21 protein-coding genes are annotated in these 21,161 nt (G+C 54.0%); 5 read left to right on the top strand and 16 right to left on the bottom strand.

Features of this window, described 5'->3' with window-relative positions:
- Window positions 1–10: 10 nt before the first annotated feature.
- From ACUTQW_RS00260 to ACUTQW_RS00245, 4 genes are all read right to left on the bottom strand, one after another.
- A complete protein-coding gene (locus ACUTQW_RS00260; protein WP_020438834.1) occupies window positions 11–1,564 on the bottom strand; it encodes a peptide MFS transporter in 1,554 nt (517 codons plus the stop codon).
- A 473-nt stretch (window positions 1,565–2,037) separates the two neighbouring features.
- A complete protein-coding gene (gene mdtG / locus ACUTQW_RS00255) occupies window positions 2,038–3,276 on the bottom strand; it encodes a multidrug efflux MFS transporter MdtG (protein WP_020438835.1) in 1,239 nt (412 codons plus the stop codon).
- A 246-nt stretch (window positions 3,277–3,522) separates the two neighbouring features.
- Window positions 3,523–3,807: a YciI family protein gene (locus ACUTQW_RS00250; RefSeq protein ID WP_004943006.1), complete on the bottom strand. Its 285-nt coding sequence runs from the start codon at window positions 3,805–3,807 to the stop codon at window positions 3,523–3,525.
- A 112-nt stretch (window positions 3,808–3,919) separates the two neighbouring features.
- Entirely contained in the window at window positions 3,920–4,840 is a 921-nt protein-coding gene (locus ACUTQW_RS00245; protein ID WP_006324650.1) for a Kdo(2)-lipid IV(A) acyltransferase, read from the bottom strand.
- A 280-nt stretch (window positions 4,841–5,120) separates the two neighbouring features.
- On the opposite strand from ACUTQW_RS00245, the gene ACUTQW_RS00240 reads away from it, so the two are divergent.
- The gene (locus ACUTQW_RS00240) at window positions 5,121–5,282 is read left to right on the top strand and encodes a hypothetical protein (protein ID WP_006324651.1); all 162 of its coding nucleotides are present in this window, start codon (window positions 5,121–5,123) and stop codon (window positions 5,280–5,282) included.
- Window positions 5,283–5,300: 18 nt separating this feature from the next.
- Here ACUTQW_RS00240 and ACUTQW_RS00235 read toward each other — a convergent pair whose 3' ends face one another.
- Window positions 5,301–6,398: an NADH:flavin oxidoreductase/NADH oxidase gene (locus ACUTQW_RS00235; RefSeq protein ID WP_006324652.1), complete on the bottom strand. Its 1,098-nt coding sequence runs from the start codon at window positions 6,396–6,398 to the stop codon at window positions 5,301–5,303.
- Between the two features lie 207 nt (window positions 6,399–6,605).
- Here ACUTQW_RS00235 and trhO point away from each other — a divergent pair, with 207 nt between their 5' ends.
- Complete coding sequence (gene trhO, locus ACUTQW_RS00230; protein ID WP_006324653.1) at window positions 6,606–7,673, top strand: oxygen-dependent tRNA uridine(34) hydroxylase TrhO; 1,068 nt, start codon at window positions 6,606–6,608, stop codon at window positions 7,671–7,673.
- Window positions 7,674–7,745: 72 nt separating this feature from the next.
- Here trhO and ACUTQW_RS00225 read toward each other — a convergent pair whose 3' ends face one another.
- On the bottom strand, window positions 7,746–8,324 hold the full coding sequence (locus ACUTQW_RS00225) for a YceI family protein (RefSeq protein WP_004943016.1): 579 nt from the start codon (window positions 8,322–8,324) through the stop codon (window positions 7,746–7,748).
- Between the two features lie 23 nt (window positions 8,325–8,347).
- Window positions 8,348–8,902 (bottom strand): cytochrome b, encoded by a 555-nt coding sequence (locus tag ACUTQW_RS00220; RefSeq protein ID WP_006322539.1) that lies wholly within the window; start codon window positions 8,900–8,902, stop codon window positions 8,348–8,350.
- A 436-nt stretch (window positions 8,903–9,338) separates the two neighbouring features.
- On the opposite strand from ACUTQW_RS00220, the gene ACUTQW_RS00215 reads away from it, so the two are divergent.
- The gene (locus ACUTQW_RS00215) at window positions 9,339–10,391 is read left to right on the top strand and encodes an AI-2E family transporter (protein WP_004943020.1); all 1,053 of its coding nucleotides are present in this window, start codon (window positions 9,339–9,341) and stop codon (window positions 10,389–10,391) included.
- A 122-nt stretch (window positions 10,392–10,513) separates the two neighbouring features.
- On the opposite strand, the gene ACUTQW_RS00210 is transcribed toward ACUTQW_RS00215, so the two are convergent.
- The 7 genes from ACUTQW_RS00210 to pyrC form a co-directional block, all read right to left on the bottom strand.
- Complete coding sequence (locus ACUTQW_RS00210) at window positions 10,514–10,630, bottom strand: DUF2770 family protein (RefSeq protein ID WP_006324655.1); 117 nt, start codon at window positions 10,628–10,630, stop codon at window positions 10,514–10,516.
- Between the two features lie 112 nt (window positions 10,631–10,742).
- A complete protein-coding gene (locus ACUTQW_RS00205; RefSeq protein ID WP_006324656.1) occupies window positions 10,743–11,369 on the bottom strand; it encodes a LuxR C-terminal-related transcriptional regulator in 627 nt (208 codons plus the stop codon).
- A gap of 223 nt (window positions 11,370–11,592) precedes the next feature.
- On the bottom strand, window positions 11,593–12,708 hold the full coding sequence (gene solA / locus ACUTQW_RS00200; protein WP_020438837.1) for an N-methyl-L-tryptophan oxidase: 1,116 nt from the start codon (window positions 12,706–12,708) through the stop codon (window positions 11,593–11,595).
- A 144-nt stretch (window positions 12,709–12,852) separates the two neighbouring features.
- Window positions 12,853–13,107: a biofilm formation regulator BssS gene (gene bssS / locus ACUTQW_RS00195; RefSeq protein WP_004943025.1), complete on the bottom strand. Its 255-nt coding sequence runs from the start codon at window positions 13,105–13,107 to the stop codon at window positions 12,853–12,855.
- Between the two features lie 187 nt (window positions 13,108–13,294).
- A complete protein-coding gene (locus ACUTQW_RS00190; RefSeq protein WP_006324659.1) occupies window positions 13,295–13,567 on the bottom strand; it encodes a hypothetical protein in 273 nt (90 codons plus the stop codon).
- A gap of 141 nt (window positions 13,568–13,708) precedes the next feature.
- Complete coding sequence (gene dinI, locus ACUTQW_RS00185; protein WP_004943028.1) at window positions 13,709–13,948, bottom strand: DNA damage-inducible protein I; 240 nt, start codon at window positions 13,946–13,948, stop codon at window positions 13,709–13,711.
- Between the two features lie 78 nt (window positions 13,949–14,026).
- A complete protein-coding gene (gene pyrC / locus ACUTQW_RS00180) occupies window positions 14,027–15,073 on the bottom strand; it encodes a dihydroorotase (protein WP_020438838.1) in 1,047 nt (348 codons plus the stop codon).
- Between the two features lie 224 nt (window positions 15,074–15,297).
- Here pyrC and ACUTQW_RS00175 point away from each other — a divergent pair, with 224 nt between their 5' ends.
- Window positions 15,298–15,585 (top strand): putative quinol monooxygenase, encoded by a 288-nt coding sequence (locus ACUTQW_RS00175; protein ID WP_004943033.1) that lies wholly within the window; start codon window positions 15,298–15,300, stop codon window positions 15,583–15,585.
- A gap of 62 nt (window positions 15,586–15,647) precedes the next feature.
- Here ACUTQW_RS00175 and rne read toward each other — a convergent pair whose 3' ends face one another.
- Window positions 15,648–19,037 (bottom strand): ribonuclease E, encoded by a 3,390-nt coding sequence (rne, locus tag ACUTQW_RS00170; protein ID WP_020438839.1) that lies wholly within the window; start codon window positions 19,035–19,037, stop codon window positions 15,648–15,650.
- 552 nt (window positions 19,038–19,589) lie between these two features.
- Between rne and rluC the strand changes: the two genes are divergently transcribed.
- Window positions 19,590–20,552, top strand: a complete 963-nt coding sequence (gene rluC, locus ACUTQW_RS00165; protein ID WP_004943036.1) for a 23S rRNA pseudouridine(955/2504/2580) synthase RluC — start codon at window positions 19,590–19,592, stop codon at window positions 20,550–20,552.
- 15 nt (window positions 20,553–20,567) lie between these two features.
- On the opposite strand, the gene ACUTQW_RS00160 is transcribed toward rluC, so the two are convergent.
- Window positions 20,568–21,149, bottom strand: a complete 582-nt coding sequence (locus tag ACUTQW_RS00160; RefSeq protein WP_144080236.1) for a Maf family protein — start codon at window positions 21,147–21,149, stop codon at window positions 20,568–20,570.
- Window positions 21,150–21,161 lie beyond the last annotated feature (12 nt).

Raw genomic sequence — 21,161 nt, 5'->3', positions numbered from 1 at the left:
GGAACGGCGATCAGGCGTTGGTGGCCGGTTTCTGTTCGCTTTTACCCTGGGTGTTTTCCATCATGCGACGGATAGGTACGATCAACAGCGTCAGTACTGCGGCGCAGATCAGCAACGCAATCGAGCAACGGGCGAACAGGTTCGGCAGCATTTCTAACTGATCGGCCTTCACATGGCCGCCAATCAAACCGGCCGCCAGGTTACCCAGCGCGCTGGCGCAGAACCACAGGCCCATCATCTGACCCCGCATTCTTTCAGGCGCCAGCAGAGTCATGGTCGCCAGGCCGATTGGGCTCAGGCACAGCTCACCCAGCGTCAACATCAGAATGCTGCCCACCAGCCACAGCGGGGACACGCCCGCACCGCCGTTGCCCAGTACGTTCTGTGCGGCCAGCATCATCAGGCCAAAGCCCGCAGCGGCAAACAGAATACCGATAACAAACTTGGTGATGCTGCTCAGGCGCACTTTGTTACGCGCCAGGGCCGGCCAGGCCCAGCTGAATACCGGCGCCAGCAGGATAATGAACAGGGCGTTGATTGACTGGAACCAGACCGCCGGGATCTCGAAGCCGCCAATCATACGGTTGGTGTAGTCGTTGGCAAACAGGTTGAATGAGGTCGGTTTCTGCTCGAACGCCGACCAGAAGAACGCGGCGGAGACCAACAGGATAAAGCACACCAGCAGGCGGGCGCGCTCTTTGCGGCTCAGGCCGGCAAAGGCAAACAGGTAAATAAAGTACAGGGTCACCGAAGCGGCAATCACGTAAACCAGCATGCTGGCCACCGCCACCGGATTAATCACGATCACGCCCTGTGCGATCAGGGTGACGATCACCGCCACGCCGATGGCCAATGCGATTAACCAGGCACCGACGCCGTTTTTCTTGGCGACCGGGCTGTTCCAGGTGGAATCGAGACCGACTTCGCTGTCATAGCGTTTCATTGCCGGAACGGCAAATACCCGGAAGATCACCAGCGCCACCAACATCCCGATACCGCCGATGCCGAAGCCCCAGTGCCAGCCGTGAGAGCGGATCAGCCAACCAGAAATCAACGGGGCGATGAATGAACCCATGTTGATGCCCATATAGAACAGCGAGAAACCACCGTCCCGGCGGTTGTCGCCCTTTTTGTACAAGGTGCCGACCATTACCGAGATACAGGTTTTGAACAGGCCGGAACCCAGCACGATAAACATCAGGCCGATGAAGAACAGGTTGTTGCCCATGACGGCAGACAACGCGATCGACAGGTGACCGAGCGCGATCAGAATGGAGCCGTACCACACCGCTTTTTGCTGACCGAGCCAGTTATCCGCCAGCCAGCCGCCCGGCAAGGCCGCCAGATACATGCTGCCGGCGAAAATACCGACGATCGCCGAGGCGTTTTCGCGTGCCAGCCCCATGCCGCCGTCATAGACCGTGGCGGCCATAAACAGGATCAGTAATGGGCGAATACCGTAAAACGAGAACCGCTCCCACATTTCGGTAAAGAACAGGGAACCCAGCGGATAAGGATGGCCGAAGAAGGTCCGGCTTTCTTGGTTATTAACAGAGGATTGCATAACGTCTTCCCAATAAAATGCGCCGCACTTATGCGGCTTATACTGTGGTATGTATGTGTATTTAAGGAAGGTGATCCACCCAATGCGGATTACCCGACAAAACCGCAGCCGTAGCGCCCGTTAACCGTGGAAAGCGCGGCGACCTTTTTTCACTTGGCCAGTGATTTACATCTGGCGTGATATTATTTAACCATTTGATAACTGGATGGTGGTTTTGTCTAGTCCCTGTATCCCATTTTTTAGATGAAAAGTCGACAAACATCTCCTTTCTTGGTTTTTATGTTGGTTTGAGAAGGAATATCATTGACAGCGGGTTTATTGTGCTAAAAGTTAATTACTTTTTTAAAAACAGGTAATTACATTGGGAATTTTCTGGTTGATGCAGAAAGGTAAACGGCAAAAGGTATCAATACGAAAAGTAGGGTAAACGGACACTAGACCCCTTTATGTGAATCAGTGAGTGATAAATGCGGTTATTGCTCTTCCTGCAGAGTGTCTTCTCTCATTCGTGTCGTCCGGCGTTGCAAACACCACCAGGAATAGGCGGCGTTAAACAGCACCACCAGGGCGGTGACGCAAAACACCGCCCGAAAACCGTAGCTGGCGGAGACCGCAGCGCCCAGCAGCGGACCGCTGACGTTACCTACGTCGCGGAACGACTGGTTATAACTGAAAATCCGCCCGGCGACTTGATTGGTGCAGTTGTAGATCAGCAGCGTTTGCACGGCCGGCAGCAGAGCACCGTCGGCGGCGCCAAGCAGGAAGCGCAATACGCCGAGCTGCCACGGCGTTTGTACAAAGGCCATGGGGATCAGCAACAACACCGAGACAATCAGCATAAATACCAGAATGCGCTCAGGGCCAATTCGGTCACCCAGTTTGCCCAGCCGTGGTGCGCTCATCAACGCGGCGACGCCGGGCACCGAGGCGATCAGGCCGCTGATAAAAGCCAGATTATGAATGTTGCCGGCCAAGTCGCGCACATACAGCGTTAAAATCGGCGCGATTGATCCGGTGGCAATCTGGATAATCATGGTGGTGACGAACAGGCTGAGTATCAGTTTGGGGTTTTTCAGCGAAGCGAAGACCTGGCGCGCGTGCAGCATGTCTTTTTTCTGCACCGGGGTGAACTGTTCTTTGACGTACAGCAGCGTCAGCACAAAGCAGAGTAACAGCACGGCGGCGGTGATATAGAACACCGGTCGCAAGCCATATTGGTCGGCCAGCAGGCCACCTATCAGCGGCCCAATCAATGCGCCGCTAACGCCGCCGGTGGACAGGGTACCCAGCGCCCAGCCGCTGCGATTGCGCGGCACCTGGGTGGCAATCAGCGCATTGGCGTTGGGAATAAAACCGCCGAGCAAGCCAAGCACCGCGCGCAGGGCTAAAAACTGCCAGATATTCTGCGCCATCCCCATCAGAAGCATCACAATCGACATACCCAATGCCGAGCGCAGCAGCATCAATTTGCGCCCACGGCGATCGGCCAACCCGCCCCAGAAGGGCGAGGCAATGGCGGAGAACAGGAAGGTAATGCTGAACACCAGGCCGGACCACATGTTCAGCGCTTCGTGGCCGGTCACACCGAGCGTTTCTACGTATAACGGCAAGAATGGCATGATCAGGCTGAAGGCGGCCCCGGTGAGGAAGCATCCCAGCCAGGCGACGAACAAGTTACGTTTCCAGTTTACAGGTTCTGGTACCGAAGCCATAAATTACCGTTGCAGAAGGTGATGCGCTTTGCTCGCAGGCGAAAACAGGGGGGCAAAGCAAGAAAGTTAGCCTGGTAAGTATGCGCCTAATTATGGGTAGCATCAATTGATGTGGCGGGGTTATGCGAAAAATGAAATAAAGTTTTAAAAATAACGCGTTGCCGGTATTCCGCGCTGGCTGCGCGGAATATGCCGGTGGTTATCAAACGGCATCGCTGTTGGCGGCAACCTGAAATTTAGAGGGACTTACAGCCCGGCGAGCACGTCAAAACCCTTGCCGGTGGTAGAGGGGGTGAAGTCGGTAATGTCGTAGTTGGCCACGGCGTTGAACGGATCCTGTGCCACGATGCTATCCAACTGCGCACGGTCAATGCCTTTCACCAGAATCACACCGCCAGTACGCGGATTTTTACGTCCGGAGGCGATGAAGGTACCGTCCTGGAAATATTTCTTCAGCCAGGCAACATGTCCCTCGAGATGGCTGTCAACTTCTTCTATAGGGCGATGGTAAGTCAGACTAACGATATACATAACGGCTCCAGGGTGAAAATACTGAGTACGATCAGGATGATTACCCTCTCACCATTATCCTCGTTTCTCAATACCCAGAGCACAAAATGACCCGCCATCAGGCGGGTTGTGGTCAATATAACGAGGGCTCGCCTTCGGGCCGGGTCTTGAAGCGGCGGTGCAACCACATGTACTGGTCGGGCGCCATCAGGATCTCTTTTTCCACCACTTTATTCATATACGCGGCGGCCACGAACTCATTGTCCAGCGGGAAGTTTTCCACTGCCGGCTGCATAATCAACTCATAACCTTTGCCATCCGGCAGACGACGCGGGGTAAAGGGAATGATTGCCGGTTTGCCCATTCGCACCAGTATGTAGCTGCCGGTGGTGGTCGCTGCCTTCTCCACGGCAAACAGCGGGGCGAATACGCTGCTGCGCGGGCCGTAGTCGTGATCCGGCGCATACCAGATGATGTCACCCTGTTTCAGCGCGCGGATCATGCCTTTCACGTCTTTACGGTCCAGCATGGACTTGTTGGAACGCATGCGGCCCCAGGTTTGCAGCCAGTCCATCAGCTTGTTGTCGTGTGGGCGGTAAACGCCGATACCCGGGTTATGAATGCCAAAGATACGTGCGCCCAGTTCCAGCGTAAGGAAATGCAAGCCGATCAGCAAAACGCCCTGATGGTTGTCGTGTGCCTTTTGAATGTGTTCCAGCCCGCTGACGTGGAACCAGCGCTCGATACGCCAGTTTGGCCAAAACCAGGCCATACCGGTTTCAAACAGCCCCATGCCGACGGACTCAAAATTTTGCACCAGCAGCGCTTCGCGTTCGGCCTGCGGCATATCAGGGAAGCACAGCGTCAGGTTACGCCGGGCAATCGCCACGCGATGCTTGAGAAAACGCATGGAAAAACGGCCCAGTGAGGTCCCGAGGCGGTAAATAATCGGGTAAGGCAGTAATACCAGCAAATAAAGCAGGCCAATACCGAACCAGGTAAGCCAGTAACGCGGGTGCAATAAAGTGCGATTAAAAGAAGGAACTTGAGTCATGTGTTCTCAGCTTAGAAGCAGTCATTTAACAATAATAACAGAGTAATAGCAGGGTTTATCCTTCAGACGGACATTTTATTCACCCTGGTTTTTCTGCCGTTTATACCCACTATTGTGACATTTTTCTCGCGCAACGTGAAAAGGCACCGCATTAATACATCATTTTAAGTGATGACTGGGCGTGACATGATTATTAATTCGACTAAATCGCTCTAAAGGATAAGGTCCGCGCACAAGAGATGCGTATCATGACCGCGCAATTATTCAGAAGGGGGGAGTTATGTGGGCATCATGGTTAAGTTCTGGGCTGCTGATCCTTGGGGCATTATTGGGCAGTCTGGGCGCGCACCTGCAGTTTAACCCTCTGCTGGCGGTTGCGGGAGGGGCGCTGTTAGCGGGGATAGTGATTTCCGGTTTTACCGAATGTCGGCTTGGGCGCTGAGCGCCCAAGCCGTGTCTGTCAGTCGTTTTTAAACAGCCCTTTCAATACGTGAGGCTCGCAACGCCAGTACTGTGGCGGTGCGCTGACTTTTTCACCTAACCTGGCGGCGGCGTGCCACGGCCAGCGCGGGTTGTACAAAATGCCGCGCGCCAGCGCCACCATGTCCGCCTGGCCGGTGGAGACAATCGCTTCAGCCTGTTCCGGCTCGGTGATGAGCCCCACAGCGATAGTTGGCAGGCCGCTTTCGCGTTTGATGATTTCGGCAAACGGCACCTGATAACTCGGGCCGACCGGGATCTTCTGCTGAGGCGAAAGACCGCCGCTGGAAACGTGGATATAATCGCAACCCAACTCTTTCAGCGCTTTCGCCAGCGTCACCGATTGCCGTTCATCCCAACCGCCTTCCACCCAATCGCTGGCGGAAATCCGCACGCCGAGCGCTTTTTCCGCCGGGAACACCGCGCGCACTTCATTGAAAATCTCCAGCAGCAGGCGCATGCGATTTTGCAACGAGCCGCCGTATTGATCGTTGCGCTGGTTGGCCAGGGGGGAAAGGAACTGGTGCAGCAGATAACCGTGTGCGCCATGCAGCTCAATCAGCTCGAAGCCCAGGCGATCGGCGCGTTTTGCCGCCGCAACGAATTGTGCTTTCAACCGTTCGATATCGTTCAGACTCATCGCCGCAGGGGGGGCATCATGCGGTGAGAAGGGCAAAGTGGAGGCGGATTGGGTTTGCCAGCCACCGCGTGCGGCGTTGAGCTGCCCGCCGCCCTCCCAGGGAATGCCGTAGGAGGCCTTGCGGCCGGCGTGGGAGAGTTGAATGCCTAATGGCATGGAGGCGTGTTTTCTCACTGCCTGCACCACCTGCGCCAGCGCCTGCTCGGTAGCATCGTCCCACAGGCCGAGATCGCTGGGCGTGATGCGCCCTTCAGGCGCGACTGAGGTGGCCTCGACGATCAATAACCCTGCACCGGACAATGACAACTGACCAAGATGCATGGTGTGCCATTCGGTGGCTTTGCCCTCGTCGGCAGAATATTGGCACATAGGGGCGATAATAATACGGTTGGGTAAATCCAGCTCCCCCAGTGAAATCGGGGTAAATAACTGACTCATGACGTCCTCCGGATCCGTGGTAAAGAGAAAGAAAACTACCCTTAGGCTTATCGGGGTTTGTGACCGGCGTCAAGTTTCCAGCGTTAAACATTGCCGCCGGGCTAATGCTGTTTTGAGCGACATTTTCGGGTATTATGTGCGCCGCGCGTGGGCCTGCGGCCCGCGCGTTCAAAATAAGCCACCTCCCGAAAGACAGGAAAGTACACCATGCCAGTGTTACATAACCGAATTTCTAATGAGGAACTGAAGGCGCGCATGCTGGCGGAAACAGAGCCACGCACCACAGTTTCTTTTTATAAATACTTCACCATCGACGATCCCAAAGCGTTTCGCGACAGCCTGTACGTTGAGTTTGACAAGCTGAAGGTATTTGGCCGCATTTATGTGGCCAAAGAGGGCATCAACGCGCAGATCAGCGTGCCGCAGAACAAGTTCGACGCGTTTAAAGCCGCGCTGTTTGCCTCGCACCCGGCGTTGGATCAGGTGCGTCTGAATATCGCCTTGGAAGATGACGGTAAATCTTTCTGGGTGCTGCGCCTTAAGGTGCGCGATCGCATCGTCGCCGATGGGATTGACGATGAGAGCTTCAACCCGGCGAATGTGGGCGAGTATTTGCAGGCCGACCGCGTCAACCAGATGATTGACGATCCGGATACGCTGTTTGTGGATATGCGTAACCATTACGAATATGAAGTCGGCCACTTTGAAAATGCCATCGAAGTGCCTTCAGACACTTTCCGCGACCAACTGCCGATGGCGGTTGAGATGCTGCAGGACAATAAAGACAAAAATATTGTCATGTACTGCACCGGCGGCATCCGCTGTGAAAAAGCCAGCGCCTACATGCTGCATAACGGCTTCAAAAACGTCTACCACGTGGAAGGCGGGATTATCGAGTACGCACGCAAAGCGAAAGAGCAGGGATTGCCGCTGAAGTTTGTCGGCAAGAACTTTGTGTTCGATGAGCGCATGGGCGAGCGGATTTCTGACGATGTGATCGCCAATTGCCACCAGTGCGGCGCCGCCTGCGATACTCACACCAACTGCAAGAATGACGGCTGCCATTTATTGTTTATTCAATGCCCGACCTGCGCCGCCAAATTTGAAGGTTGTTGCAGCGAGATCTGCCGCGAAGAGCTGAAGTTGCCGCGTGAAGAACAGCGCGCTCGCCGAGCCGGCCGTGAAAATGGCATCAAGATTTTCAATAAGTCGAAAGGGTTGTTGCAGACCACGATGCACATTCCGGCACCTGAGGATGAAAGCCCAGCAAGCTGAGCCAATGATAAGCGCGGCAGTTTTGCCGCGCTTTATACCCGTCGCCTTTCAGGCAACTCATAGCGCGCAGTATTACTTCGCGCGTACGCCTTCGACAGAAATAATCAGCTCAACATCCTGCGATGCCGGGCCGAGATCGGTAGTGATGCCGAAGTCTTTCAGCTTGATTTTACCGTTGGCCGCAAAGCCGGCGCGGTAGCCACCCCATGGGTCATTACCCTGGCCGATCAGTTTGGCGTCCAGCGTTACCGGTTTGGTAACGCCGTTCAGCGTCAGATTACCGACCACGGCATAGCCGTCACCGCTCTTTTTCACTTCGGTGGATTCAAACTTGGCCTGTTTGTTTTTTTCCACGTTCAAAAACTCTGCGCTGCGCAGATGTTTGTCGCGTTCGGCGTGATTGGTGTCGACGCTGGCGGTATTGATAGTGACGTTAACCTTGTCCTTGGACGGATCTTTTTCGTCGAAGGTGAAGCCGCCGTCAAAGTCTTTGAAGGTGCCGTACAACCAGCTGTAACCCAGGTGCTGGATGCGGAATTCGATAAAGGCGTGTTGCCCTTGTTTGTCAATTTTGTAGTCGGCAGCCAGCGCGGAACCGGCGCTCAGCAGCAGTGCGCCTGCGGTCAGGCCCAGTACGGTTTTCTTCAACATAGCAATCTCCATAAATCCAAAGGTTAATCGGCGCTGCTACCCAGCATCCGTTTCAAAGTCACATCACGATCAATAAAGTGATGTTTAAGCGCAGCCAGGCCGTGCAGTAGCGAGAGCACGACGACGGTCCAGGCCAGATAAAGGTGGATAGTGCCGGCGGTATCGGCCTGTTCAGCCATGCCGGTGACGGTGGCGGGGATGTCGAACCAGCCGAAAACGCTGATCGCCTGGCCGTCGGCGGTGGAAATCAGATAGCCGCTGATCAGGATGCTGAACAACACGACATACAGCGCGATATGAGCCAGTATCGCACTGACGCGAGTAAAACGACTGTAGCTGGCCAGCGGTTTTGGCGGCGGTGAAACGAAACGCCAGATCACCCGAACCACCATGACGATGAACAACAGTGTACCGATGCTTTTATGGATTTCCGGTGCCTGGTGATACCAGACATCGTAATAGCCCAGCGTGACCATCCACAAGCCCAGGGCAAACATGCCGTAAACCGTCAGCGCAACCAGCCAATGGATTAGCACTGAAATATGGCCAAAACGGCTGGCGGTATTTTTCCAAAGCATCTTGTTTCCTTACATTCATCATTTTCTGGGTGCAATAATTAAACTTTAAGAAACATAAAATCAATAATAAATTTAACTATGTTACTTCTTTAGAATATCAATCAGTGAATTTGCGGAAGATTGCGGGAAGTTAATCAGTGAAATCGTCGTAGTGAATATCGTCATTTGAATATATTTTTCCGTTACCAGTTGAAATTAAAGCTTTTTATTTATTTGTGTCAGCTTTTGTCATTTTGCGTAAATACGGTCTTTTTTTGACAAATAATCCGCTAGCAAAGAGCGTCGATTATTTCCAGTCTGATTTTGGCAAGGGTGCGGATTTTCTTGCTGGCTGGTGTTTATCGGCAGTTTACCTGCGCTGCAGCGGCAGAGTTTGCTAACATAAGAGGCATCTGGCGGCCCTGTGGGCCTGGATTGTCAATACAAAGGAAATGTCATGGGCCGAACCCTTTTGACCGATCGCAGCCTGCGTCTGGCCATTATGTTGGCGATGCTGGTGATTATCCTGGCCGGTATTAAAGCGGCGGCAGACATCATGGTGCCGTTCATGCTGGCGGTATTTCTGGCGATGGTACTGAACCCGCTGGTGGCGCAACTCGAACGCTGGCGGATACCGCGCGTGTTGGGGGTTAGCTTATTGGTGGTGGCCGTGGTGGTAGTGCTGATGCTGTTTATCGGCATGCTGGGTGCCTCGTTGAATGAGCTTGCCCGTTCATTGCCGCAATACCGCGGCATGATGATGGAAAAACTGCGCGAGCTGCAACATTACGCCGATCGTTTCAACATAACCCTGTCCACCGTGGCGATGCTGCAGTATGTCGACCCAAGCGCAGCGATGAACCTGGTCACTCGCCTGCTGAGCCACCTTTCCGGCGCTATGACCAATATCTTCCTGCTGCTGATGACCGTGGTGTTTATGTTGTTTGAAGTACAGTTGCTGCCTTACAAGCTGCAACAGGCGCTGGACAAGCCCAGTGAGGGGATTGCCAATATTCAGCGTGCGCTGGAGGGGGTGACCCGTTATCTGGTGATCAAAACGGCGATCAGTCTGGCGACCGGGATTATTGTCTGGGTGTTCCTGGCTGCGGTCGGCGTACGTTTTGCATTTATCTGGGGGTTACTGGCATTTTTGCTGAATTATATTCCCAATATCGGTTCGGTGATCGCCGCCATTCCTCCATTGATTCAGGCCCTGTTGTTTAACGGCTTTGGTGATGCGTTAGTGGTGGCGGGGGGCTTTATCATGATCAATCTGGTGATTGGCAATATGCTGGAGCCGAGGATCATGGGGCGAGGGCTGGGGTTGTCGACGCTGGTGGTCTTTCTTTCGCTGATTTTCTGGGGATGGCTGATGGGGCCGGTAGGCATGTTGCTCTCGGTACCGCTGACTATTATTGCCCGCATTGCGCTGGAAACCACTGAAGGGGGGCATAAAATGGCCATTATCCTCGGCGATGGTCGGCCGGGCAAGAAAGTCACCTCGGAGTAAAGAAAAATCAGAAAGGGGGGAGAGCGGGCGCGTAGTGTGTCCGTGACGACAATCTGCCGAGGACTCAGAAACGCCTGAAACACAAACGGGGAAGGTTGGCGTAGCGCCTTGAGTCAGGTCATTCAGGTCATAAAGAAGAAATAGACATCAAGCGCTAGCACCAGTAGCCACAGACAGAGGTACAGCACCAGATGTTCGCGTACATTGTTGACGATCGCCGACAGTATTTTGTTTAGCATTCTAAGCAGCCAAAAGGTTAGGACCGCTGATTATAGTATTTTTGTAGCCAACGTTAATACTGTGAAAGGGCAAAGTGTGGGATCAGAGGTGAGTTTCACCTCTTTGAACAAGTTATACGGCCAGCAGGGACAGCGACATCGGGGCGGTCGGCGCACTTGGCGGGTAGAAATAACGCAGTACGTTATAGAGAGAGTAAAACTCCAACCGGTTGCGGGCGTTGATTTTTTCCGTGATATGGCGTTTGTGAACATAAACCGTGTGTGAGCTGATTTGCAGCTTTTTCGCGATACGGTAATTCGGCATTTCCGCCATCCAGTGTTTCATCACCGTCAGTTCTTGCGGGCTGAACAGGGAATGTTCAACGCCAGCATCCATCAGTGCAACAGGCTTTTCCCTCAGCATGCGCAGGGTAACGGGCAAAATACTTTTGTTGAACAGGAAGGCGTTATCAGTGATGCGCATCGGCGTTTCGCTGTAGGGATAAGGCGTGTCCAGATAAATAAACAGCAGCGCCGAGGGGCTGGCCTCAATAAAAGCCTGCAGTTGGGTATCATCGTCGTTATAGCGGCAATGCTTGGTCAGGTTTACCAGGATGTGGCTCGGCTGGTAACTGCTCAGTAGCGGCATCGCCTGTTCAATGCTGTGGCAACAGGTGGTCTGAACGAAAACATGGTCAGAAAAATAGTTGTCGATTCCGACTCGGGTGAAGCAGCATTCGTCCACGACAAGCAGTTTCATGGTGACGTCCTTGTTGATCGAAAAATTACTTGGGCATATCAGCTGTAAAATAAGACTTACACCATAGAGGATCAATTCGGAAATCCGGATACTTGTGTCAGAAATTTCCGTTGCCAGATTTTTTATATGATTTTTTAATGAGTTATAGACGTGGTGAATTGTAACCGAGGGGGAAACCGCAGCCCGCGCGGGTTAGCGGGTGCGGTTAGTGAATGGGAAAAGGTTAATTAAAACGTTTTAGCGCAAAGGGGGAGATGTCTACCGGCGGGTTTTTGTCTTCGGCAAACAGGGCGGCGATCTCGCCCAACACGCTGGCAAACTTGAAACCATGGCCGCTCAGACCGCTGATGACCATCAGTCGATCGCATCCCGGGACGGTGTCGATAATAAAATCTTCATCCGGACTCATATCGTAACTGCATGCTTCCCCATGTAAACATACCCCTACACCCGGTAAAAATTGGCGCAGAAATTGGAAGACTTCAGTGCCATCACTGGCGAAACTGCCGAAAGGTTTGCGTTGCTCAGGTGCATCCATCTCCTGGCCGCCGTCATGCTTACCCACTTTCAGCCCGTCGTTATCGGCGGGAAAACCGTAATAATGGTTGCCGTCCTGAGCCTCAACGGTAAAAGCCGGGAAACGGTTGTTGATGCTGTAACGGCCATCCGCCTGATGCCATGAAAATACTTTCCGCAGCGGTGCGATAGGTAACTGCGGCAGCAGCGCTTTTACCCAGGTGCCGGCGGTAACCACCGCTTTTCGGCCCCGGAAGCGGCCTTCAGAGGTGACGACTTCGACACCGCCATCAATAGGCTCCACTGCGCTGACGGGGCAATTGAACAGTTGGCTGCAACCGGCTTCATTAGCCAGTTTGATCAGGCAGGCGACGGCCTGTTCCGAGCGCAGGAACCCGGCATCGGGTTCAAACACGCCAATGTAGCCCTCAGGCGCGTTGAATTCGGGCCAACGCTGGTTAATCTGTTCCGTACTGAGGTTTTGCGTGTTGAGGCGGAATTTTTGCGCGCTGCGTTGGGCATTGCTGATGAATTCAGAATGCTGCGGCCCGAGGTTCAGTACTCCGCAGGCCTGAAACAGTTCTTCGCCGGTTTGCTGAATCAGTGCGTTCCACAGGGCCTGGGCACGCAGAATCAGTGGCACATACTTTTCACCTTCGCCATAGGCATGGCGGATGATTCGTGTATCGCCGTGGTGGCTGCCGTTACGGTGTGGGGGCATCGCGCTGTCGATCATTAATACTTTCAAGCCGGATCTCGTAGCATAGTAACCCGCCGCTGCGCCTACCGAACCGCTGCCCACAACAATTAAGTCATATTCCACGTGCCGTAACCTCTCTGATATACGTTTCTTATCGGGCTATGATAAAAGGTTGGGCGCAGCAATGCACCCGTTGCGCTGTCGTGCCGGCAAAGAAAAAGGCGCCAGAGATAATCGCTGGCGCCTTAGGCTTTTTGGGGCAGTAAATTAGTGTTTTTTACGATCAAGGTCCTGGTAATCCGTTGCTTCAATCTTGGCAATGCCGGCTTCTAAAATATTGATTAATTGGCGTGCGACATCTGTAGTTAACCAAAGCGTTCTGTCTACTTGGGCTTCTTCTGGCGTCTGGTCTAGTGAAGACAGGTAATGAAGGCGTATCATCATGGCGTCATAAACGTCGACAGTACTAATATCCCAACCAACAAGCGGGTGTGTCTGAATTACTTCATCATTTCTGTCCATAAAGACCCCTTATTGAGTAGTAACTAACGTGAGTGACTAACGAGGATCAATGCGGCTCATCATCATGTGAGCAATTACAGTATACGCATATGGTTTCTGCGGTGGAGCTTTTCCATCCTTTTTTGCAAAATAAATATAATTATTCTACTGGCTGGCCAAGGAGGCCTGCGTGACGGGCATGCGGCAATCATTCTGCATCAGGAGGGGCGCTGTGTAACCGTTTCTCAAGTTCGGCGGCCAGATGCGCGAAATGCTGCTGCGTTTCGGCATCGCGATTCTGATTTTGCGCTTCCAGTTTCAGGCTGTGGATCAGCAATTGATTGGCTTTGTCATCCAGACCAAAAGCCAGATAGGAGAACGCAACTTCCAATACGTTCAAGCGCCGTTTTTGATCGCCAATCAGCGCCAGCAGCTCGCCAAAGGTCATCGTTTCTTCAGATTTTATCTTGTCCGGGACCATGTCAAACACCTCCTGTTAAAAACATTCAGTACAGACCAGATAAGGCATTTCTTCCAGCATAAATTGAAGGAGGGAGGTGAGTGCGGTTTCAAAGGCAAAAAAGCCGGGGAGCGACCCCCCGGCAAAAACAGCATTGCAGTGTTATTCTGCGCTGAACCACTCGTCTGCGCTTTCCCAGGTTTCCTGGAGGATTTCAGCGATTAGGTCTTTATCCGTTTTTAGGCCGCCAAGCACAGAAAGCCCGTTGGCACCGGCATAACGAACCTGAACTACGGCATCTGGAAATTGACGATTTACCCGCTTGCCCAGCTCGCCGGTCAGGGCTTCAATTGCCCCTGGCGGTAGCGGTCTGGTTTTATCTATAGTGACTTCAACACGCATGATTGCCCCCGAAGCGATTTACTGGTTATTTATACAGTTAAGTTCGTGCGGGAGCAAGAGGTTGCGTTAAAAAAGATTTTACGCCTTCACGGACCAGCTCAGGGTCTCCCCGGCCAGGAATGGCACAACCGTTTCGTTACCCATGGCTATCTCTTCCGGTTGCGTTGTCGGCACACGTTGCAGTTCGATAAAGTCGGCATTGACCGGCAGGCCATAAAAACGTGGGCCGTTCAGCGAGCAGAAGGCCTCCAGATGCTCCAGCGCGCCCAGTTGTTCGAATACGCTGGCATAGGCCGGGATGGCATTCGGGGCGTTAAATACGCCGGCACAGCCACAGCTTGACTCTTTGCGGTGCTTGGCATGCGGCGCCGAGTCGGTGCCGAGGAAGAAGCGCTCGGAACCGCTGGCGACTGCTTTGCGCAGCGCATCCTGATGAATGTTGCGTTTCAGGATCGGCAGGCAGAACAGGTGCGGGCGGATGCCACCAACCAGCATATGATTGCGGTTAAACATCAGGTGCTGCGGCGTGATAGTGGCGCCAAGGAAACGATTGCCTTCCTGCACATATTGAGCCGCTTCTTTGGTCGTGATGTGCTCGAAGACGATTTTCAACTCCGGGAACTGCCGGCGGATTGGCTCCATAACCTGTTCAATAAAACGCGCCTCGCGATCGAAGATATCTACGGCTGCGTCGGTCACTTCACCGTGGATCAGCAGCGGCATACCGATTTTCTGCATTTGTTCAAACAGCGGGTAGATGCCTTTCACATCGCTGACACCGTGGCTGGAGTTGGTGGTGGCGTTGGCAGGATACAACTTGGCGGCGGTGAACACGCCTTGCTCAAAGCCGTTGACCAATTCGGCGGCGGCCAGCGAGTTGGTCAGGTAGCAGGTCATCAATGGGGTGAAATCGTGATCCTGAGGAACTGCGGCCAGAATGCGGTCACGATAGGCCCGTGCAGCCTCTACGGTAGTGATTGGCGGAGCCAGATTCGGCATGACAATCGCCCGGCCAAATACCTGACTGGTATAGGGCAGAACCGTTTTCAGCATGTCGTCATCACGCAGATGGATGTGCCAGTCGTCAGGGCGGCGGATTTTCAGGGCTTGAGGTTGTGCGGTCATGTTGCAAGGCTCCGGCGGTCAGAAACACGTCTATATAAAAGCGAATAATGGGGGTTATTCACGCCGGGGTGTAAGGATAAGCGGAAAGCGTCTTTGATGCATCTGTTTGTTCACGGCAAGTTGAAATCAATTGGCTTTCGGGCGCATAGTGACAGGGATTTTAACGATCCCCGTGTCATAACTGCTGGGTTATCAACGTTCATCATGTGGAATGGGAGAAAGAAATGGAAGTACGAGTTATTGCCACCCTGCAGGCGAAACCTGAATTTGTGTCTGCCGTCAGCGATGCTGTGCATGAAATTATAGAGCCAAGCCGTCAGGAGCTGGGCAATCTGCAGTATGATCTGCACCGCGATCTGGAACAGCCTGGCACCTTCGTGTTCTTCGAACGCTGGGCAAGCGCAGAAGCGCTGGAAAAACACAACGCCACCGAGCACTTTAAACAATTTGTCAGCCAGCTCGACGGCAAGCTGGATTTGCTGGATATCAAACAATTGAAAAAAATTGCCTGAACCGATTTTTTGGCAAGAAAAAACCCGCCATTTGGCGGGTTTTTTTATCGGAGCAGATTAACTTATTCGTTAACCGGCTGCGGTTTGGTTGCCGGCGCTGTGGCTTGATTCACCGCAGCATGACCCCCCGCCGAGCCTTTACCTTCGAAATTGAAGGAAGGGCGTTGCCAATCGCTGCCTTTCTGCTCTTCCGGCTCGTAAGCCGGTGCTGGGGCCTTGGTCATTGGCGCTGTGGCGATATGTTTATAGAGTGTCCCCTGCACAGGCGCTGGCTGCTGAACAACCGGCGGTTTTTCAACAACAACGACCGGAGCAGCAGCTTCCTGAACAGGTGCGGCCTCAACGATGATCGGCGCTGGCGCTGCGACAGGCTCAACAACAACGGCAGTTTCTTCAGCAACAGCCGCGGCTTCAACCACCGGGGTTGCTTCGACGTTCGTAGCTTCTTCAACCACGGTAGTCTCTTCAACCACGGTAGCTTCTTTAACCACGGTAGCTTCTTCAACTACTGGCGTCTCAGCCTGCGGTACCGCAGCCGTTTCCTCCAATTGAGCCGTAATGACCGGCGCAACAGTTTCAACTTCCGGCTGGGCTTCTTCTGCAATGACAACCTCAGCGGTTTCTACCGGTGCGAGGGTTTGTGCGGCAGCTTCAGCGATAACCGGAGCGGCTACGTCGACAGCTTGTTGTGCCATCACGTTGTCGGCAGCGATTTCGGTAGCATCAGTCTGAACTTCAGCTTCTTCAATCACTTGTGCTGTTTGTGTTACAGGGTAACTTACCCATACCTTGCCAGAAGCCATTTCCGGAGAGGCGAAAGCCCCAGCCAACGGCATTGGCGACTGGGCAGGATAACGCTCATCACGGTAACGGCGACGGCGCTGACCGCTCACGCGCAGATGGCGTGGCGAGCGGCGTGAACGGCGTGGCATGCCATTTTCACCGTTGCGGTTGTCGCCCTGAACGTCATCTTCAGCCGGTGTCTCAAGGGTTTCTGGCAGCAATTTAACGCTGTCTTCTTCCAGAGCCGGTTTCACGTCCTGGGTTTTCGCCACTGGCGCTTTAGGGGCCAGCAGCTCTTCCGCTGCGCGATGCAGTTCTTCTTCCGCGGACAATACGCGAACTTTCTGCGACAGAGGACGACGCTGGCGACGCTGCATGTTTTGCTGCTGGCGTTCTTCCAGATCTTCATCGCTGATAACGTTGGTGCTGGTGTCTACACTTTCCAGTGCAGCCACTTCCTGCTGAGCCTGGCGCTTCTCTTCCTGACGACGGCGCTGGCGTTCGGCACGCTGGTCACGGCGTTGTTGCTGCTCTTCACGCTGTGCCTTGGCGGCTTCTTCAGACTGTGGTGCCTCGGCAACCGGTGCGGCAACCTGCGGTGCATTGCGGCGGTTGTTACGGCGTTGTTCATCGCGCACTTCACGCGTTTCACGGCCTTCACTGCGATTGTCGCGCGGCTCACGATTTTCACGTGGTTCACGGTTATCGCGCTCGCGATTGTCACGGCCTTCGCCGCGTTCCTTGCGTTCGCCACGTTCAGGACGATCGCTACGCTCACCACGTTCTCCGCGTTCACCACGTTCTTTACGGCCAGAACCCTGACGGCGTTGACCACGGCGATCCTGGCGGCGGTTTTCACCGTTGCCTTCGGCCTTAGGTGCTTCAACGGCAGGTTTGGCTTCAACAACCGGTTGTTCTTCACTGGCGAACAGCGCTTTCAAGCCACCGAACAGGCGGCCCAACAGACCTGGTTTTGCAGCGGTTGGGGCGCTTGGTTTTGCCACGGCAGCGGCAGCAGCGGACTGTGCCGCCACAGGTTCTTCGGCAGGCGGTGGGGCGTCAGCCGCCAGAGAGAACGAAGCCAGAGCCGGTTGTTCCGGACGTTTGCGCTCCATCGGCGCATCTTCCAGTGGCTGGGCCATCTCTTCTTCGTGCAATTTCGGCAGCAGGTAGCTCAGGGTTGGTGTTTCTTCGCCTTTGCGCACACGCAGCACGGAGTAGTGCGGGGTTTGCATCTGATCGTTCGGCACGATGATCGCTTTCACGCCACCCTGACGTTTTTCGATTGCGCTCACCGACTCACGTTTTTCGTTCAGCAGGTAAGAAGCGACCTGAACCGGCACGATAGCGTGAACTTCTTTGGTATTTTCCTTCAGCGCTTCTTCTTCGATCAGGCGCAGAATGGAAAGTGCCAGCGATTCGTTATCACGGATGGTGCCGGTGCCGTTACAGCGAGGGCAGACGTGATGACTGGATTCACCCAGTGACGGGCTGAGGCGCTGACGCGACATCTCAAGCAGGCCAAAGCGGGAAATGCGGCCGATCTGGATACGCGCACGGTCCTGACGCACTGCGTCACGCAGGCGGTTTTCTACTTCGCGCTGGTGGCGCACTGGGGTCATATCGATGAAGTCGATAACGATCAGGCCGCCAAGGTCACGCAAGCGCAGTTGGCGAGCGATTTCGTCCGCCGCTTCCAGGTTGGTGTTGAACGCAGTTTCTTCGATATCGCCACCGCGGGTTGCTCGCGCGGAGTTGATGTCGATGGCGGTCAAGGCTTCGGTAGTGTCGATGACGATCGAGCCGCCGGAAGGCAAGCGAACTTCACGCTGGAAGGCGGATTCGATCTGAGACTCGATTTGGTAATGGCTGAACAGAGGGATTTCACCGCTGTACAGTTTGATTTTGCTGCTGAAATCCGGGCGGCCCAGAGCAGCGATGTGCTCTTTTGCCAAATCGAGAACTTTAGGGTTATCGATCAGGATTTCGCCGATGTCCGGGCGCAGATAGTCACGGAATGCGCGCACGATCACGTTGCTTTCCTGATGGATCAGGAACGGAGCAGGGCGGCCTTCGGCGGCTTTCTTGATGGCTTCCCAATGCTTCAGACGGAAAGACAGGTCCCACTGCAGCGCATCGGCAGATTTGCCAACGCCCGCGGTACGAACAATCAGACCCATGCCATCCGGCAATTGCAGGGAGGAAAGCGCTTCTTTCAGTTCGGTACGGTCGTCACCCTCGATGCGGCGGGAAATGCCACCGGCACGCGGGTTGTTCGGCATCAGCACCAGATAACTGCCGGCCAGACTGATGAAGGTGGTCAAGGCTGCGCCTTTGTTACCACGTTCTTCTTTGTCAACCTGAACGATAACTTCCTGGCCTTCGCGCAGCACATCTTTGATGTTCGGGCGACCATGAGAAGAGTAGTTACTTGGGAAGTATTCGCGGGCGATTTCTTTAAGAGGGAGGAAACCATGTCGTTCTGCGCCGTAATCAACGAACGCTGCTTCAAGACTTGGTTCAATACGAGTGATTTTGCCTTTGTAAATATTCGCTTTTTTCTGTTCATGACCTGGGCTTTCAATGTCCAAATCATACAGCCGCTGTCCATCTACAAGGGCAACACGCAACTCTTCCTGCTGAGTTGCGTTAATCAACATTCTTTTCATCTTAACTTACTCGTTATTTTTACATTATCGACAAAGCTGCGGGCAAAATAACCTCATGGCCGGGTTAAAACCGAAAACCCCGTGTCTTCTCGCAAAGTCGTCAACCTCACGGTTGTCGCCTGCATAGGGGCGCATTATCTCGGTAAGCCTGTATTTCTTTGTGAAAAACAGCACTTTTACTAGGGGAATAGCCTCTGATTTACGTCGACAGATCTGATTCCGTTTGCCGGCCAAGCTGCAACCCGCAGCCCGCTAATTGTTTGATTTCGCATTACGTCTTACGCCATTGCTGCGTTTTTGCGCCATCAGACAAATTTTATAATCCCACCGTTTTCCCTGTTTAACGAGAATCAACGTGGAAAGTAAACGCATTATTCCACTGCTGATGCCGTTATAGCAAGGTGACTTTTCCTTAACTGCGGAAGAAATCGCAAACGTTCAAACCGGCTTGCTGCCTTATTGTTCGCTGGGGTTTCGTCTGCAGTCAGAGAGACAGTTAAGCACAGAAAAAGAAGTGGCGCTATTTACTCGCTCTATTTAGAATCCCGCTCCATGAAAACGAACATTCCTGCAGTACAATTAATCACGATTTCTGACGACGAAGCCGGTCAGAGAATCGACAACTTTTTGCTTGCCCGCCTGAAAGGCGTGCCGAAGAGCATGATTTACCGCATCGTGCGTAAAGGCGAGGTGCGGGTTAATAAAGGACGCATCAAGGCAGAATATAAACTGGCCGCCGGCGACGTGGTGCGTATTCCGCCGGTGCGCGTTGCCGAGCGTGAAGAAGCGCCAGTCTCCGCCAAACTGGATAAAGTGGCCGCGCTGGCAGATTGCATCTTGTATGAAGACGATCACCTGCTGCTGCTGAACAAGCCATCAGGCACGGCAGTACATGGCGGCAGCGGCCTGAGCTTTGGCGTGATCGAAGGCCTGCGTGCGCTTCGCCCGGAAGCCCGCTTCCTGGAACTGGTTCACCGCCTTGATCGCGATACCTCAGGCGTGCTGTTGGTGGCGAAAAAACGCTCTGCGCTACGTTCGCTGCATGAGCAACTGCGCTTGAAGGGGATGCAGAAAGATTACCTGGCGCTGGTGCGCGGCCAGTGGCAATCACATTGCAAAGCGGTGCAGGCGCCACTGCTGAAAAACATTTTGCAGAGCGGTGAGCGTATTGTTCGCGTCAACAGCGAAGGCAAACCTTCGGAAACACGCTTCAAGGTGGAAGAGCGCTTTGAGCACGCAACGCTGGTCAAAGCCAGCCCGATCACCGGGCGCACCCATCAGATCCGTGTGCACACCTTGCATGCCGGGCATCCGATAGCCTTTGACGATCGTTATGGCGATCGCGAGTTCGATCGCCAACTGGCGGGCACCGGGCTCAAGCGTCTGTTCTTGCACGCGGCTGCTTTGCGTTTCGAACATCCGGGTACCGGCGAAACGATGCGCATCGAAGCGCCGATGGATGAAGAGCTGCGTCACTGCCTGCAGGTGTTGCGCAAGCAGTCTCAGGGCAAATAACGCAGCCCTTTTATCTTATGCCAGCGGGTTGATGCCTTCAGCCCGCAGCATTTCCAGCAGGGCGATCAACGGCATGCCGATCAACGTATTGGGATCCCGCCCCTCCAGCTTATCGAACAGCGCAATCCCCAATCCTTCACTTTTAAAGCTGCCCGCGCAGTTGAGTGGTTGCTCAAGTCGCACGTAAGCGCTAATTTCAGCCTCGCTCAGCGTGCGGAAATGTACGTGAAAGGGTTCGCACAGTACCTGCAGATGCCTGCTGCGGCTGTTATACAACGCCAGCCCGGTATAAAAGGTGACTTTCTGGCCGCTGGCCTGGCGCAATTGAGCGCAGGCGTTTTCTTCCGTGTGCGGTTTTCCGGTGATTTTTCCTTCGATCACGCAGACTTGATCGGAGCCGATAATCAGATGTTCGGGGTAGGCGGCAGCCAGCGCCTGGGCTTTCGCTGTGGCCAATCGCAGCACCAGCGCCTCGGCGCTTTCCCCCGCCAGCGGGGTTTCATCCACCTGCGGCGCCGCGCAAAGGAAGGGCAAGTGCAGCTTTTCCAGTAGCATCTTGCGGTAGGTCGAGGTGGAGGCAAGGAGAAGTCTTTGCATAATTTTTTTCGC

It is taken from the genome of Serratia sp. TSA_7 (assembly GCF_052692135.1).
This window is presented reverse-complemented; position numbering and strand designations above follow the sequence as displayed.